We start from the raw sequence: 16,751 nt of genomic DNA, 5'->3' as shown, positions 1-16,751 counted from the left end.
GTCGTGAAGGCAATGTGTCTGACTGGACGGCATGGACAAGTTTTCTAAGCGACCTATGCGGTCGTGAAGCAACCATGACGATTAATTGGACGCAAGTACAATTTCTAAGCGACCTATGCGGTCGTGAAGAGCAATCGTTTACGATTGGCATTGGTGATGTCTTTCTAAGCGACCTATGCGGTCGTGAAGTTGCCAAACCTTGAAAACGGCTTAGACCTAAATTTCTAAGCGACCTATGCGGTCGTGAAGGGTATGCCACTTGGTTAATTCCGTGTTGATGCTTTCTAAGCGACCTATGCGGTCGTGAAGGGGCTGGCGGTCGAACGAGAAACGGCTTTAGCTTTCTAAGCGACCTATGCGGTCGTGAAGTGCGCTGGGGCGGCGCATGGACAACCATCACATTTCTAAGCGACCTATGCGGTCGTGAAGTTTACACTTTTAGCCCTGCAAATATCGTGGGTTTTCTAAGCGACCTATGCGGTCGTGAAGCGGGTAAGTGTGGCAGCTTGACGCTTGGCGATTTTCTAAGCGACCTATGCGGTCGTGAAGACAACATTCCGCGCGCATGAATCGTACCACGCTTTCTAAGCGACCTATGCGGTCGTGAAGGTAATGACTGGTTGAAATATCTAAAGAAGACATTTCTAAGCGACCTATGCGGTCGTGAAGCACAAGCAGGCAAAGTACTTGAGCTATTAACATTTCTAAGCGACCTATGCGGTCGTGAAGTTGTTCTGTGAAAGCCGTGCAGCGCTCAAGAGTTTCTAAGCGACCTATGCGGTCGTGAAGATTAATCGGTGCTGTCAAGTCTTGGTGTAGCTTTTCTAAGCGACCTATGCGGTCGTGAAGCCGACATCGCTGCCAAAATCATTGCAGCAGGTTTTCTAAGCGACCTATGCGGTCGTGAAGTTGAATACGAGATGCGGCTCAAAGAAGAGCTGTTTCTAAGCGACCTATGCGGTCGTGAAGATCTGATTATGGCTTATTTGGTCACCCCTATATTTCTAAGCGACCTATGCGGTCGTGAAGGGACTTTGCAAATGAGCATCTAGCCAAGGCAGTTTCTAAGCGACCTATGCGGTCGTGAAGAATGAGTTGTGGCGGGGGTGCGTGGTTGTCATTTTCTAAGCGACCTATGCGGTCGTGAAGACAAAGCACATATCGCGAAAGACAGGGCGCACTTTCTAAGCGACCTATGCGGTCGTGAAGCAATCGAGAGCGTTTTGATGCTGATTTTTCTATTTCTAAGCGACCTATGCGGTCGTGAAGGCATGGCGCTTGGTTTAGCTGTCATCGGTGGCTTTCTAAGCGACCTATGCGGTCGTGAAGTAAAATGCTTGACCTGCTGGGCGTGCATGGCATTTCTAAGCGACCTATGCGGTCGTGAAGTACATTGAGTATGACGGCAAATATTACCGTGATTTCTAAGCGACCTATGCGGTCGTGAAGTATGTCAATATCGACGACATCGCCGAATGGCTTTTCTAAGCGACCTATGCGGTCGTGAAGTGGTGTGGTGTCGGTTTGTGCCGCTTTGATCATTTCTAAGCGACCTATGCGGTCGTGAAGTTATCGCTATTAACTTTGGCGGTGTCACCTGTTTTCTAAGCGACCTATGCGGTCGTGAAGATTACCACCAACGAATCGCCGTAATAATCTCATTTCTAAGCGACCTATGCGGTCGTGAAGCGCTCGAGCTTGCCGAACAAGATTTTTTAGACTTTCTAAGCGACCTATGCGGTCGTGAAGGCTTGGCAGTTCTTGCAACCCGCGCTCGGCATTTTCTAAGCGACCTATGCGGTCGTGAAGAACAACAAAGCCCGTGCTGCAAACACGGGCTTTTTCTAAGCGACCTATGCGGTCGTGAAGCATCGGCAAAGTCTTGCTCGGCTAATTCCAGCTTTCTAAGCGACCTATGCGGTCGTGAAGTGGTGCTTGGTGGTAGTTGGGTACTTGGTGGGTTTCTAAGCGACCTATGCGGTCGTGAAGAAAATCGCACTCGATCAAGCGGTGCTTGGGGCTTTCTAAGCGACCTATGCGGTCGTGAAGAGTAATTATAACCGAAAAAATTAAGAAATAACAGTCATTTATGATGGATTGACCCTTTTTACCCAATCAAAATTTGACTAGTTATAACTTATTGATTTTATTAAGTTTTTAAATAGTTGAAAAAATAAAGGTTTTTTTACATCCATCATCATTTGACGGCAAATTTAGTATAGCATAAGTGATGTGGTAGGTGAAAAATATAAGCTTATCATTTGATCACATCATCGCTTGACAGGCTATAATGAGTGTGATTAAATTAAATTCATCATCAAGGAAATTGACGCCATGGATACGCTCAAACCCACGGATCTCAAAGCGATTTTGCACTCAAAACGCGCCAATATCTTTTATCTTGAGCATTGCCGTGTGATGCAAAAAGACGGTCGTGTGCTGTATCTGACCGAAACCAAATACGAAAATCATTATTATAATATCCCCATCGCCAACACCACCTGTATTTTGCTTGGCACAGGAACATCCATCACCCAAGCCGCCATGCGAATGCTTGCCAGCGCAGGTGTTTTGGTCGGATTTTGTGGGGGTGGGGCGACGCCATTATTTTCAGGCTCAGAAATTGAATGGCTCAATCCACAAAGTGAATATCGCCCGACTGAATATGTCCAAGGCTGGTTGTCATTTTGGTTTGATGATGCCAAGCGGCTCACCATCGCCAAAGAATTTCAATACAAACGCATTGAATTTATTCAAAAAATTTGGTCAAAAGACAGGCAGCTACAAGAAGCAGGCTTTCATGTTGATGACCCTGACATTGTCGCAGCTTATACTTTCTTTAAAAATAAAATCCCCACGATCAGCACGGTCAATGAGCTACTGCTTACCGAAGCAAATATGACCAAACAGCTCTACAAAGCCGCCGCCACACGCTGTCAGATCTCGTTTGAGCGTAATTTTGATGCAGGCGATCTTGCCAATAATTTTTTAAATCACGGTAATTATTTGGCATATGGATTAGGGGCGACGACGCTTTGGGTGCTGGGCATTCCGCATGGATTTGCGGTGATGCACGGTAAGACTCGGCGTGGGGCACTCGTGTTTGATGTCGCGGATTTGGTGAAAGATGCGATTGTGTTGCCGTGGGCATTTGTTTGTGCCAAAGAAGAGTTTAGCGAACAAGAGTTTCGGCAAAAAATCTTGCAAAAATTCACTGAGCATAAGGCACTTGATTTTATGTTTGAACAAGTGAAATTGGCGTCTCAGTTCTTTATAAAGTAATTTACATGGATTTTACTTTTGTCTTTTGTAATGTTATAATAAAATCTCCATCAATAATTGAGGAGGTTTGTATTATGACAAAATCTTTTGTAAAAAAGATTTTTAGTAAGATGAAAATGATTATCCATACAGTTGGAATCATTTTGTGGATTGTAATGCCTGTCAATTTGGTTATTACGAATAATAGTATTGTGTTAAATATGACAGGAGGATAGAAAATTAATCGTATAGATTGCTTAGCAAATGTAAATTACATTATATTGTTTTCAACCGCATAGGTTGCTGAATGATAAGCTTGTTATATTTGCTTTTAAAAATATAGCAAGCTTATTTTTAAAAGGAAAAAAAAGATATTGATTGTTACCTTTATTTCTCAATGTGAAAAAAAGGCATTGGCACGCACACGAAAGGTCTTGGATGCGTTTGCCAATCGGATTGGCGATAATACTTGGCAAACGGTCATCACCGAAGACGGTTTGGCAATGGTCAAAAAATTGCTATCTGCCACCGCCAGCAAAAGTACTGCGGTGAGCTGCTATCGTTTTCATACGCGTAAACATAGTGAACTTTTGTGGATTGTGGGCAATCGTCATAAGTTTAATGAATGGGGCTGGGTGCCTGTCAATCGCACTAAACGCAATATTTTGCATAGTGAGTGGCAAAATGATTGGCAATATATCAGTGCTATTCAAATTATGGCGACTTTATCGGCGTTATTGCATGATTTGGGCAAATCAACGCTTGGCTTTCAACATAAATTAACGCAAGGTAGCACACAGGGCGACCCATATCGTCATGAATGGATTTCTTTAAAAATGCTGTTGTGGCTAACAAAGGATTGTCAAACAGATACAGCATGGTTAGAACGCTTTGTTCAAATTGATGATTGGTTGGCAAAACAAAAATCATCATTAACTCATTATCTGCAAACGGATAAATTGGATTTTGCGGATTTGTCCAAATTACCGCCATTGGGTGGGTGGCTTTCTTGGCTGATTGTCAGCCATCATCGTTTACCGCCTTTGACGGATATGTTTTTCGGTCATAAAGAGCGTCATCAATTTCAATATCACCCGACATCACGATTGTATTTTGAGCGGTCTTTGAGCAAAGTTTATGCTGAGCTAAAAGCTCATAATTATTGGGTCAGAAATCCTAAAACATTGGATGCTGGCGGCAGGCAGCTCAAAGATTTTTGGCAATTTGAAGAGTGCGTGATTGACAGTAAATCTTGGCAAGGCAGTGTCAAACGCTGGGCAAGAAAAGCCTTGCAAGACCCGACACTACAAGCATTATCAGCAAAAAATCAGCCTGTTGATAATGCTATTTTGCTCTATTTATCAAGACTGTGTTTGATGGTTGGCGACCACAATTATTCATCATTAAAAGATAATGATGCTCGCCGTGTGGCAACCCAATCTGCACTTACCCTATTAGCCAATACCGACCGCAACACCCGAAAACCCAAGCAATATTTAGATGAACATTTGTTGGGCGTAGCGTCATTTACTGCACATTTTGCACGCCATTTGCCAATTATTAGCGAGCAATTACCCACACTCATCAAACATCGTCCATTAAGTAAAAATACCGATATTGACCGATTTGCTTGGCAAAATCATGCTTTTAAAATGGCAAAAAGTGTACAGACCGATAGTGATACACACGGCTTTTTTGGGGTCAATATGGCATCTACGGGCTGTGGCAAAACAATTTCTAATGCCCGTATTATGTATGCGTTATCTGATGAGAAAAAAGGAGCAAGATTTACCGTTGCGTTGGGATTGCGGGTTTTGACCTTGCAAACAGGATTAAGTTTACGCAAAGATTTGCATTTAAATGACGAACAACTGGCAATTTTGGTGGGCGGTAGTCAAGTGCGTCAATTATTTGCCATCAATCAACAAGAACAGGCATGGCAGCAGAACGCAGACGACCAATCAAGCACCACATGGGGTAGTGAATCGGCAGATGAACTGGTCGATGGGATTGTGGATTTTACCCCCAATTTCCATGCGTTAGATGAACTCAATATTGATACCTTGCTTGGCGAGCGTAAGGCACGAGATTTGTTATTTTCGCCTGTGGTTACTTGCACCATTGACCATTTAATGCAGGCGAGCGAATGCAAACGAGGCGGTGGATATATTGCCCCGATACTTCGCTTGTTAAGTAGTGATTTGATTTTAGATGAGCCTGATGATTTTGACCATCAGGATTTGCCTGCATTAGCACGACTGGTGCATTTGGCAGGAATGTTTGGCTCAAAAGTGTTGCTTTCATCGGCAACACTGCCGCCCGATTTGATGACAGGATTATTTGAAAGCTATCTAGCAGGGCGAAAATTATTTAATCAAAGTCAAAATAAACCTACGCCACAGGTGGTGTGTGCATGGTTTGATGAGCAAAAAAATGGTACGACCATTGCCCATTGTAGCGATGCACAAAATTTTAATGAACATCATCAAACCTTTGTGCAAAAACGGGTGAAATTCTTGCACAAACAGCCCATTCGCCGTAAAGCAACCATTTTGCCCGTTGAGATTGCATATCATCAAGAGAAAACAGCCCAGTTTTATACAGACTTGGGGCAAAAAATCATTGATAGCGCAATGGCATTACATCAATCTTATCATACGGTAAATGAAAAAACAGGGCAATCCATGAGCATTGGCTTGGTTCGGATTGCTAATATCAAACAGTTGGTACGGCTTGCGTTTTATTTAAAAAAGGCTCAAGTGGATAAGGATACACATATTCATGTGGCGTGTTATCACGCTCGGCAGTTACTGGTCTTACGAAATCAGTTGGAATACGCATTAGATAAAGTCTTAAAACGCAATGAATATGATGAACAGGCGATTTTTGAGCATGAAGAAATCCGTCAGGCGATGGCTAAAAGCCCTGCAAAACATCATATTTTCATGGTATTGGCAACGCCTGTGGCAGAAGTGGGACGAGACCATGATTATGATTGGGCGATTGTTGAGCCAAGCTCCCTGCGGTCAATCATTCAGCTTGCGGGGCGAGTATGGCGACATCGTCCTAAAAAACAGGCAACGAATAGCAATATTTTGATATTCAATCATAATATCCGTTATTTACAGCATCATGGCAAGCAGTTGGTCTTTACAAAACCGGGGTTTGAAACAGAGAAATATAAGCTTACAAAACATGATATGACTACGCTGATTGACGATAATACCTTAAATCAAATTGACGCTCGTCCACGCATTTGGACACAAGAAATCAAAGATAAGCCTGAAACATTGGCACAGTTAGAACATGGCTTGATGAACCATTTATTTCATCAAGACAAAACCAATTATGTCAATGCCTATTGGCGAGAAGTTGGCTCATCTAATCGGATACATACGCACTTGCAACAAGTATCGCCATTTCGCCATAGCGATGAAAAGGAACAAGAATGGGTGCTTATTCCCAAGCAACTCACAGAAGAACATGACGATGGCTTTTGTGTGTATGCCGTAGAAGATATTCAAAAAAATGGGTTAAGACATGCCAATACGCAAAATGCTTATATTCAAACCATGAATTTTGATTATGAGCATTCACAAATCAGCACTTGGCTTGTGGGTGATGTATATGATGAATTGCAACATTTACAAACGCATTTGCCTGAGCAAAGTTTATCGTATCTGGCAATCCAATTTAGCCGAGTGATGTTACCAAGCGGGCAAGGGTATGATAAATGGTATTTTTGCCCATTTTTGGGGATTGTGGCGGAGCGGTTAAGCGCCTAGCTATTGCTTTTAAAATATGATTTAATATGAAATTATAGAAATTAAGGAAGTTTTCGTGATGATAACAAACGACCTTGCCCAAACGGCAATCAGTAGATTTTTAGAGCAACAGATTGACGCTAAATCAGAAAAATTGCAAAAACAACTGATGAAAGCCCAAGAAGATGGCAATCATGCTGTCATAACAGAATGTCAGGCTGAAATTGACGAAATCAAACAGAAGTTTGAATGTACACATTGGCTAGATGTTGCTGTAAATAGCATGGCAAAACAGCTTAAATTTGGTACGCACATTTCCAAAGGCATTCACCCTGATGCTAAAGGTGATAATGTCAATTTTATCCCCAAACAACAACGACCTAATACCTTGGTGGGCACACATAATCTTGCCAATCCTGCATTAGATGCTAATGGCAACGCAGCAGCCCTACCGTTGGCATCATTTTTTGATTTTGATGTGGGGCAAGGCGTCAAAGTGCGTGATTTGATTTTGGCTGATAATGAGCAATTTATTGCGTCTTTGTCTGATGATAAAGAGACAGCAAGTTATTATCACGCCTGCTTTAAACAAGTCTTACAAAGCACAATGGAAAATCCAACAACCCATGAACGCAATAAACAAATGCTTTGGGCAGTCAATGATAATACAGCCAATCATTTAGATGAACTGCAATATATCAACATTATTCCGTTATATCCATCTGCTTTGTCTTATGAAGTTTACTTAAAAATCAATCAGTTAAGATATTCTGATGAAAATAAAAAAGCATTAGAAAATCGTTTTAAACCCAATGCCAAGCATACACCATATGTCAGCATGAAAGATTTGGCGACCGTACAATTAGGTGGTTCAAAACCACAAAATATTAGCCAGTTGATGAGCCGACAAGGTGGTCGCAATTATTTATTGCCATCATTACCGCCGAAAATTGCACAAAACCGTGAATTTGCGTTATCTAAATTTGCAGAAAATTTCTTTCATAGCAAAACTTTAAAATATCATATTCGTGATGATTTTGAATATGTCATTCAAGTGGTGAAAGATGCCAGAAACAATGTGGATGTGCGTGATAAACGCAAAGATGCAATAGACCGTATGTTGCATACCATTTTTGCCATTGCACATACATTGCAAGAAAAGTCCGCAGGTTGGTCAAAAGATTATGCTTTGCCACTCTCGCAAAAAATATGGTTAGACCCTTACCGTGCAGATTTGGACGGCGAAGAAGAATTTGTCCAGCACAAAGCCCAAAATGAATGGCAAAAAGAGATTTTGGAAGACTTTGCGTCATGGTTTAATAATGAGCTGAGAGAGCAATTCCAAAATTTAAAATATGATATTGCTGATGCAGAATTTATTGAGTGGAAACGAGAAATTGAAGATATGCAAGGGCATTATCAGCGTATGGGCAAGGGGGTGTTTTTATGAATGAAAAAATTCCAGTTGGTTACATCTATTTTCACAAAGTGGTGATTTGTGATACCAATGCTATTTCTAGCCCTTTAACTTTTGGCTTTCCTGCAGTAACGGGCTTTACAGGTGCATTTCACGCTTTATCTCGCACCATGATGGCAGATGTAAGATTTGCTGATTTGGCATTGGGCGGTGTGTTGCTTGCGTGTTATGACTGTACGCCTAAAACCTATCGCACCAGTAAATACCGTGATTACACGTTTAATCAAACCCGAAATCCGCTTAAAAAAGATGGCAGTACAGCATCTATTGTGGAAGAAGGTAAATGTAATTTGGTGATGAGTTTTGCGGTAGAAGTGTTGGCAAATGACCTGATTTCTGAACAACTAAGTCAGGAATTAACCCAATTTTTATCGCAAGCGATTTTCAGACAGCGAATTGCAGGTGGTAGTGTGATGGGCATTGCCAAAACAGACCCTGTACGATATTTTGATTTTGCGAAAATACAAGAACTTGTACCATTATTAATGCCTGCATTTGTGTTAATGGACGCAAGTGTCGAGTTTAGCGAGTTGATTACCCAAGCACAAAGTCAAAATCCTAAAACGACACCGCTTGATGTGCTTTTAGATGTTTGCACACTACATCATATTCCTGAATTAGATATTGATGGCAATACCAAATGGCATACCCAGTCTATTAAAACAGGATATGGTTGGCTTGTTCCAATGCCGATGGGCTATCAAGCAATTAGTGAGCAGCTTGATGCAGGCAAAATGGCAAATGTGCGTAATCCTGAATATCCAAGCCAATATGTAGAAGCCGTTTATGGTTTGGGTAAATGGGTGTATCCACACCATTTAAAAAACACGATTGAAACTGCGTTTTGGCGACAACAGTATGATGAAACTGGACTGTATTTACTAACGCAAGCGGCGTTATCATAAATATTTTTAATGAAATTTAAGGAGTTTGTTTTATGAGCAAATTAACAACTGCAAGTGTATTGGCGTTTGAACGCAATTTGGACATTTCTGATGGTTTTATGGCACAAAAAAATAGCCAAGATGAAAAAAGCGTGGCGACTCCTGTGCGTATTCAAGAAAAATCCATTCGTGGCACAATCAGCAACCGTTTGAAAAAGAACATTACTGATGACCCTACCAAATTAGATGCTGAAATTGAAAAAGCCAATTTACAAAAAGTGGATTCAGCGTCTTTATTGGAAGAAAATGATACGTTGATTGTATCATGGACGTGCAAAGTATTGCCTTTTGACGGCAAGCCAAATGTGTGTAATGACCAAGCCTATCAAACTAAATTATTGGCAACAGTACAAGATTATTTACAAGAACACGGCGTTAAAGAATTGGCACATCGTTATGCGACCAATATTGCCAATGCTCGTTGGTTATGGCGTAACCGTGTGGGTGCAGAAAAAATTACGGTATTTGTAACGTGTAAAATCGCAGAGAAAGAACACACGTTAACTTTTGATGCAAAAAGCATTTCGGTACACAATTTTGAAACTAAAAATGATGCATTAGCAACTTTGGCAAATTGGATTGAACAGGGTTTAACCAATCAAGCTTTTGTGATTTTGAATATTAAAGCCGAAGCGATTGTCGGGTTTGGTCAAGAAGTGTATCCATCACAAGAATTGATTTTGGATACAGGTAAAACCAAAAGCAAAGAATTGTACAAAATCAATGATAAAGCGGGTATGCATTCACAAAAAATTGGTAATGCCATTCGCACTATTGATACATGGTATCCAGATGCTGGGTTTCCGATTGCGATTGAGCCATATGGTGCAGTAACGACCATGGGTACAGCGTTCCGCCAACCTAAACAAAAACAAGATTTCTATACCTTATTTGATAGCTGGGTATTGAAAGATGAAAAACCAAGCGTCGAAAATCAACATTATGTGATTGCAGTATTGATTCGTGGCGGTGTGTTTGGTGCAAGCGGGAAAGAATAATGCAATTTTATCAAGAAATCACATTATTGCCTGATGTAGAAATTAGTCCATATTTTTTATGGACTAAGGTTTACACCCAGCTCCATCTTGCCTTTGTTGAACAGCAAGATGATGATGGCAAAATCGCTTATGGTGTCGCATTTCCGCAGTACCGTCTAAATGCTGATAAGCAAATTGGCTTTTTGGGGTTTAAACTACGTATTTTTGCACAAACAGAGCAGGCATTGCAGGCATTAAACCTAGCAAAATGGCTGGAGAGACTCACTGACTATGTGCATATGACCAGTATTCGCCCTGTGCCTCAAGATAAAGTTACGGGATTTTCGCAGTATTACCGAGTGATTCCAAAAATGCCTTTGGATGAGCGGATCAGCCATCAGGCGGCTCGCCACGGCGTATCACGAGAGGCAGCTGCCGAGCATCTAAAAGGCTATCAGACCCAAGCGACCATTGAGCCATTTATTCGTATGCCAAGCCAAAGCACAAGACATGACTTTGCCCTACATATTGGCAAAAAGCCTACCGATGGCTTGGGTGATGGCAAATTTGGCACTTATGGGCTTAGCCGCAGTGCAGGCGTGCCTGAGTTTTAAGTCCATGGTGTGCATTGATTGAGACTTGAAGGTCCACCTTCGAAAGGTGTAAACTTGAGCGCTGATTTAAGTCCAACTTTACCAATGGATAAATAAGCGATAGGTCTGCTGGCCTATCGTTTGTTTTGGAGATTCAATATGCTGTTTATGCTGATGACAGCGCTAACGCCTATCGTTTTGATGATGTTGCATCATCGATACACCCATGATTCTTTGCCGACATGGGCGCTGTTTTTGGTATGTGTATTTGCCACTTGGCTTGTCATTCAGCTTGGCGTGTGGATTGTTGAGATGCAGCGTGAAGCGCATTTAGCCAGCTTTGATTTGAATGGGGATGGGCTGTTTAGTGGTGATGAGCTGACCGCAGAACAGCATATGGCGATGATGGCAACAGCAAATGATACCGCTCAAGCACTCGCACCGCTGACGGGTGCGATTTTTGCAGTCGTGTATGTTGGCGGGCTACTGATCGTGCGTCAGCTGATTCGGTTGATCAAAAGTGTATAAAAAAACAGGGTGGCGATGGCTAATGATCGCCATCAAAATAACCTGCTGATGCCTAAATAAGCAGGTTATTTGATGAACTTAAAGAGAGATGGTTTAAGCCAGTGCATCCACAATTTTACCATGAATGCCTTCAAAGCCACCGTTTGACATGATAATGATGGCATCGCCTGCTTGAGCATGGGTTTGGATATGAGTGATGATACCATCAATGCTATCAAGCACCAGCTGATTTTTTGCATCGCCAATCGCATCCACCAAGCCCCAAGTCAGACCCTTTGGTTCATACCAAATCACCTGATCAGCCAGTGATGCTGATGGTGCTAAGCTGTCACGATGGCTGCCCAGTTTCATCGTATTTGAGCGGGGTTCAATGATCGCCCAGATACGGCGGCCTGCTAGGCGTTTTTTGGCACCATCTAGCGTGGTCGTGATGGCGGTCGGATGATGGGCAAAATCATCAAAAACCAAGATATCGCCCACATCGCCGATTAGCTCCATACGGCGTTTGATACCACCAAAAGCGGATAGTGCCGCACACGCAGCTTCGACACTCACGCCGATATGATGAGCAGCGGCGATGGCGACTAGACCATTATTGACATTGTGCAGGCCGCTCATGCCCCAATGCACTTCACCGCTCTCATCACCAAAACGCACACCAAACACTGAGCCATCCGCCTTCATCAGCGTTGCTTGCCAGTCGGCATCAGCGTCGATGGCGGTGCGTAGCACAGGTGTCCATACACCTTTGGCTAGTGTCTGTTCTAGGCTGTCGGTATCAGATGGCATGATGATCTGCCCTGAGCTTGGGATCATGCGAATCATATGGTGAAACTGCGTCTGAATGGCGTCTAGATTGGCAAAAATATCTGCATGATCGTATTCAAGATTGTTCAAAATCGCTGTCGTTGGGCGATAATGCACGAACTTAGAACGCTTATCAAAAAATGCCGAATCATACTCATCAGCTTCGATGACAAAATACTGCTCGCCCAAGTGGCTAGAATGGGCAAAAGCACGCTGTAGGCGCTCATCTTCGGTAGCAACCAATGGCACGCCACCAATCAAAAAGCCAGTATCAATCCCAGCGTGCTGCAAAATCCATGACAGCATGGTCGTGGTCGTGGTCTTGCCATGCGTACCTGCGACAGCAAGCACATGGCGATTTTTTAGCACTTGTTCATAAAGAAACTGTGGGCCAGATGTATAAGGCAAGTGCTGATCGAGCATATACTCTACCGCTTCCATGCCACGCTTACAGGCATTGCCCACCACCACAAGATCAGGGGCAGGGTTTAGATGCTCAGCTTTGTATCCTTCCCAAATCTCCACACCAGCGTCCTGTAGCTGTGTGCTCATCGGGGGGTAGATGTTGGTATCTGAGCCGGTGACAGTATGACCCAGATCACGAGCCAGTAGGGCAAGCGATCCCATGAATGTGCCACAGATACCAAGAATATGAATGTGCATAATTGACCTTTAAAAAATATAAAACTGCAATATTGGTGTGGTTAAATTAGGGTTGGTTTTTTAAGATTTTTTTCAAAATAAACCCTTGTACCACCAAAGCAAACATGAACATAATCAGCGCTTGAGCAGGGATGGATAGTCCCAGCACCGTCCAGTCGATGATGGTGCAGTCGCCAGGGGCTGCCAGTACTTTTGAGAAGACATCACCCATCGGCATGGTCTCAAGCATATAGTTGAGACCTGGGCCACATTCGACCATCTCCATGGATGGAAAATAGTGAATCCATGTATGGCGAGCAGCGACGCCAAGCCCCCACAGCGTGCCTGCCATACCGCCTAGCCAAAATAGCAGACGCAATGTTTTGCCTTTTGGGTTAAAGATGGCTGCCAAAAACGCAAACACGCCCAAAATCCACAAGCCAATCCGCTGAAAGATACACAGCGGACAGGGGTCAAGGAACAAATAATTTTGTAGATAAGCGATGACAAATACACTGACCACGACCGCCATGACGACCAGCAGGGCATTTAGGGTGCGATAACTTAGGTTCATGCGGTACTCCAGTTAGCGATAAGCTTGTACATAATCATAAAAATCGACGGTATCTGCCGCTTCTAGGCGTGCTTGTTCAGCGACAGATTCGGCGGCGATGGCATCAAATTTGGCTTCATCTTCACGGCTTAACGCATGGCGTGATAGTTCGGCTTGATGCTTTTGAGCCAGTAGCTTGCCCAGCGCCCATGTACCACCTGCTCGGCGTGAGTCGGCTTCGATTTGGGCTGACAAAGTAAAGTCAGGATTGGTGGCCTTGCCTTGCATCATCGCCAGTGCAGTGCGATAGTCATTGCCGCCGTGATGTGCATCAAAGGCATCGGCGATGATTTGCATCTGAGTTAGATGATGGACGATCCACTCATGCAGACAAGCATCGCCAGTTTCTGTACTGATGCTGATGCCATGCTTGCGACCGTGATTGACGACGGTTTCGATGTTTTTATTGAGCTGTTTTTCTTCATCTGGCAAGAGTGCAGGCGAGTCTGTGAGTAGGCAATACAATGCCAAGACTTCCAAGAAGCACGCCGTCGGTACGCTGATGCCGATATCGACATAGGGATCCAAATCGATCGCACGAAATTCCACATAGGCAATGCCGCGCGCTGCCAAAGCTGCCGTTGGTGTCTCACCAGATTTGGTGGCTTGTTTTGGTCGGATGGGGCTGTAGTATTCGTTTTCGATTTGTAGAATGTGGCTATTAATCTGAATTGGGTTGCCGTTTGCATCATCAACGCCGATGGCTTCAAAGTCCTTAAACGGCGTACCAATCGCCTTACGCAGTCCTGCGATATATTCATCCAGATCATTATAGCGGATGTCCAGATCTTCTTGGACGCTGTTGGTGTAGCCAAGCTTGCCCATGCGTAGGCTGGTGCCATTTGGCTGATAATAGCTGCAAGTCTCGCCAAGCTGCATCAGATGATGCGCACGACCACTCAAAAATGTCCCACAGACAGCAGGGCTGGCACCGAGTAGATATAGCACCAGTGGCGTTAGGCGTTTAAAATTGCGAATCAGTGCCAGATATTTGGCGTTTTTAAAGCTTGCCAAATCCTTGGCGTCGCCATCGGCAGCATGCCATGCCGTGAATAGGTCATCCCCGATGGATAAATTATAATGCAAGCCAGCGATCGTCTGCATCTTACGACCATAACGCACGCCAAGCCCTGAGCGATATAGGGTTTTGAGCTTGCCGATATTGGATGTGCCATAGTCTGCCAGCGGGATGTCGCTGTCGGTATCGGACGACATACATGGCATCGACATCGGCCACATCAGCTCATCATTTTCTAGCGAGCGATGCACCAGCACATGCAGATCTCGAAGCATATCCAAAGCTTCTTTGATCGATGGCTTGGGATCGGTGATGAGCTCAAGCAGATTTTCAGAATAATCAGTGGTGATGTACGGATGGGTCAGCTTTGAGCCAAGCTTGGTCGGGTGAAAGGTCTTGGCAGAATAGCCATCAGGCTGCATGCGTAGGCCTTCTTTTTCGATGCCGCGTTGCATCCCTGCGACCAGATGCGGGACAAACCAAGTAGGTAGGGTGAAGCTTGAGTGCGTCATGGTGTGATTCTTATATGGTGGTTGCTTGTTAATTAATGCTTGTTATTATAAAGACAAGCAAACCGCTTGGCAAAATAATTTGGAGTGTCATTGTGTGCTGCTTTTGCATATCAATAGGCAAAAACTGCACACAAGCGCTCAGATAGAGAACGATGAACCGCAGCCACAGGTGGTGGTGGCGTTCGGATTATTGACAATAAAGCGAGAACCTTCAAGCCCTTCGGTGTAGTCGATGGTCGAGCCTGCCAAGTATTGATAGCTTAATGAATCCACCACCAGCATCTCTGTGCCGTTATCAAAAGTGGCATCATCATCGCCCAATTCTTCAGCAAAATCAAAGCCATAGCTAAAACCAGAACAGCCGCCGCCCGTCACATAGACACGCAGCATTAGGGCATCATTGCCTTCAGCGGCTTTGAGCTTGGCAAGTTTGGCGGCAGCATTGTCTGTCAAGGTGAGACCTATATTCATAATTACCCTGTCATCCATCATCAAAAGTTGTCATTTAAATAAGACCGATTGTCAATTATACAAGGTTTTGGTGTGGAAAATAAGTGCTTTTTGGTAAACTTGGTAAGTGGTCATTGCAGAATCTGTCAGCAAATGAAGTTTGCCATCATCTAACTGCCATTGCATAAAACCGATTGATAGTTCTGCTTGGGCGGCGATCATTCATTAATCACGCAAAAACGGTGAAGGGATAAGCTTCACCGCTTTATTATGCTGATTGATGACTAATTAAACAAGCGTACCCATTTTGCCGCTGTGATAGTCCTCATAAGCTTGATGCAGGCGTTCTGGGGTATCCATCACAAAAGGGCCATCAAACAGGATCGGGCCTTCGGCAGGCGCACCGCCCAAAAGTGCCAACTCAACGGGCGCATCACCAGCGCTAAGCTTCACCGTATCGCCTGCACCAAAGACCGCCAAGCCCTCAGAGCCAAGCAGCTCGCCATGACCAAGTGGCAGTTCGCCTTTGGTGACATACACGCCAAGCTCTTCGGCATCGATGCTGAGCGTCACTGTGGTGTTCGCTGGCAGCTTGACATAAGCAAACACTGGCTCACTCACCGTCTGTAACGGACTTCTGATGCCATCGACCACCCCTGCGATGATACGGATGTCAGCGCCGTTTTTATTGAGTTTGGGGATTTGGGCTTGGCGCAGCGAACGATAGCTTGGCTCGATGAGTTTTTTATTTGGCGGTAGGCTCGTCCACAGCTGTAGGCCGTGTCTTGGACTGGTTGGCTGTTCGGCATGGATGATGCCACGACCAGCACAGATATACTGCGAGTCGCCCGCTTTGATAGTGTCAGAAAAGCCAAAACTGTCACGATGCGCCACGCCGCCTTCGATCAGATAGCTAAACACCTCGATGCCTGCGTGCGGATGTGGGCGATCGCCAATGCCGCGCAACCCTTCATGGCGATAATGGTCAATGAACACAAATGGCCCAAGCGATGTGCGCTGATGTAGCGGCAAGGCACGCCACAGCAGCATCTCGCCATCATCGATGTGTTTGTTGGCAGAATAGATGGTGGTCAGTTGTCTTAGTTTCATGGTTATACTCCGTGTGATTTGTTAGTCATAGTGTAAGGGCTGATACGCCGCCGAA

The 16,751-nt window shown here is 44.1% G+C and carries 12 protein-coding genes and 1 CRISPR repeat array (1 of these 13 only partly in view); of the genes, 7 read left to right on the top strand and 5 right to left on the bottom strand.

The window, feature by feature from the left end:
* Nucleotides 1-2,049: a CRISPR direct-repeat array (repeat unit 28 nt; unit sequence TTTCTAAGCGACCTATGCGGTCGTGAAG); it reaches 619 nt to the left of the window's first position.
* Nucleotides 2,050-2,334: 285 nt separating this feature from the next.
* The 7 genes from cas1f (at nucleotide 2,335) to B0681_RS08675 (ending at nucleotide 11,544) form a co-directional block, all read left to right on the top strand.
* Nucleotides 2,335-3,282 (top strand): type I-F CRISPR-associated endonuclease Cas1f, encoded by a 948-nt coding sequence (cas1f, locus tag B0681_RS08710; RefSeq protein ID WP_078318341.1) that lies wholly within the window; start codon nucleotides 2,335-2,337, stop codon nucleotides 3,280-3,282.
* A gap of 353 nt (nucleotides 3,283-3,635) precedes the next feature.
* Nucleotides 3,636-7,046, top strand: coding sequence for a type I-F CRISPR-associated helicase Cas3f (gene cas3f, locus B0681_RS08700; RefSeq protein WP_078318339.1), 3,411 nt, complete (start codon nucleotides 3,636-3,638; stop codon nucleotides 7,044-7,046).
* A 58-nt stretch (nucleotides 7,047-7,104) separates the two neighbouring features.
* A complete protein-coding gene (csy1, locus tag B0681_RS08695; protein ID WP_078318338.1) occupies nucleotides 7,105-8,475 on the top strand; it encodes a type I-F CRISPR-associated protein Csy1 in 1,371 nt (456 codons plus the stop codon).
* On the top strand, nucleotides 8,472-9,407 hold the full coding sequence (gene csy2 / locus B0681_RS08690) for a type I-F CRISPR-associated protein Csy2 (protein WP_078318337.1): 936 nt from the start codon (nucleotides 8,472-8,474) through the stop codon (nucleotides 9,405-9,407). The genes csy1 and csy2 overlap by 4 nt, the downstream gene beginning before the upstream one ends.
* 32 nt (nucleotides 9,408-9,439) lie before the next feature.
* Nucleotides 9,440-10,444 carry a type I-F CRISPR-associated protein Csy3 gene (gene csy3 / locus B0681_RS08685; protein WP_078318336.1) on the top strand — a complete coding sequence of 335 codons (1,005 nt, stop codon included), beginning with the start codon at nucleotides 9,440-9,442 and terminating at the stop codon, nucleotides 10,442-10,444.
* The gene (gene cas6f, locus B0681_RS08680; RefSeq protein ID WP_078318335.1) at nucleotides 10,444-11,037 is read left to right on the top strand and encodes a type I-F CRISPR-associated endoribonuclease Cas6/Csy4; all 594 of its coding nucleotides are present in this window, start codon (nucleotides 10,444-10,446) and stop codon (nucleotides 11,035-11,037) included. Before csy3 ends, cas6f begins: the two co-directional genes overlap by 1 nt.
* Nucleotides 11,038-11,175: 138 nt before the next feature.
* The gene (locus tag B0681_RS08675; RefSeq protein WP_078318334.1) at nucleotides 11,176-11,544 is read left to right on the top strand and encodes a hypothetical protein; all 369 of its coding nucleotides are present in this window, start codon (nucleotides 11,176-11,178) and stop codon (nucleotides 11,542-11,544) included.
* A gap of 93 nt (nucleotides 11,545-11,637) precedes the next feature.
* Here B0681_RS08675 and mpl read toward each other — a convergent pair whose 3' ends face one another.
* The 5 genes from mpl to B0681_RS08650 form a co-directional block, all read right to left on the bottom strand.
* Nucleotides 11,638-13,014: a UDP-N-acetylmuramate:L-alanyl-gamma-D-glutamyl-meso-diaminopimelate ligase gene (gene mpl, locus B0681_RS08670; RefSeq protein ID WP_078318333.1), complete on the bottom strand. Its 1,377-nt coding sequence runs from the start codon at nucleotides 13,012-13,014 to the stop codon at nucleotides 11,638-11,640.
* 46 nt (nucleotides 13,015-13,060) lie between these two features.
* Entirely contained in the window at nucleotides 13,061-13,567 is a 507-nt protein-coding gene (locus tag B0681_RS08665) for a disulfide bond formation protein B (protein WP_078318332.1), read from the bottom strand.
* A 12-nt stretch (nucleotides 13,568-13,579) separates the two neighbouring features.
* On the bottom strand, nucleotides 13,580-15,136 hold the full coding sequence (gene gshA / locus B0681_RS08660; RefSeq protein ID WP_078318331.1) for a glutamate--cysteine ligase: 1,557 nt from the start codon (nucleotides 15,134-15,136) through the stop codon (nucleotides 13,580-13,582).
* A gap of 138 nt (nucleotides 15,137-15,274) precedes the next feature.
* Nucleotides 15,275-15,607, bottom strand: a complete 333-nt coding sequence (gene erpA, locus B0681_RS08655) for an iron-sulfur cluster insertion protein ErpA (protein WP_078318330.1) — start codon at nucleotides 15,605-15,607, stop codon at nucleotides 15,275-15,277.
* Nucleotides 15,608-15,874: 267 nt separating this feature from the next.
* Nucleotides 15,875-16,696, bottom strand: a complete 822-nt coding sequence (locus tag B0681_RS08650; RefSeq protein WP_078318329.1) for a pirin family protein — start codon at nucleotides 16,694-16,696, stop codon at nucleotides 15,875-15,877.
* Nucleotides 16,697-16,751: the final 55 nt, after the last annotated feature.

Source organism: Moraxella porci DSM 25326 (genome assembly GCF_002014855.1).
GTDB classification, from domain to species: domain Bacteria; phylum Pseudomonadota; class Gammaproteobacteria; order Pseudomonadales; family Moraxellaceae; genus Moraxella; species Moraxella porci.
Note: the sequence above shows the minus strand (reverse complement) of the source record. Positions and strands in the feature narration are given on the sequence as shown.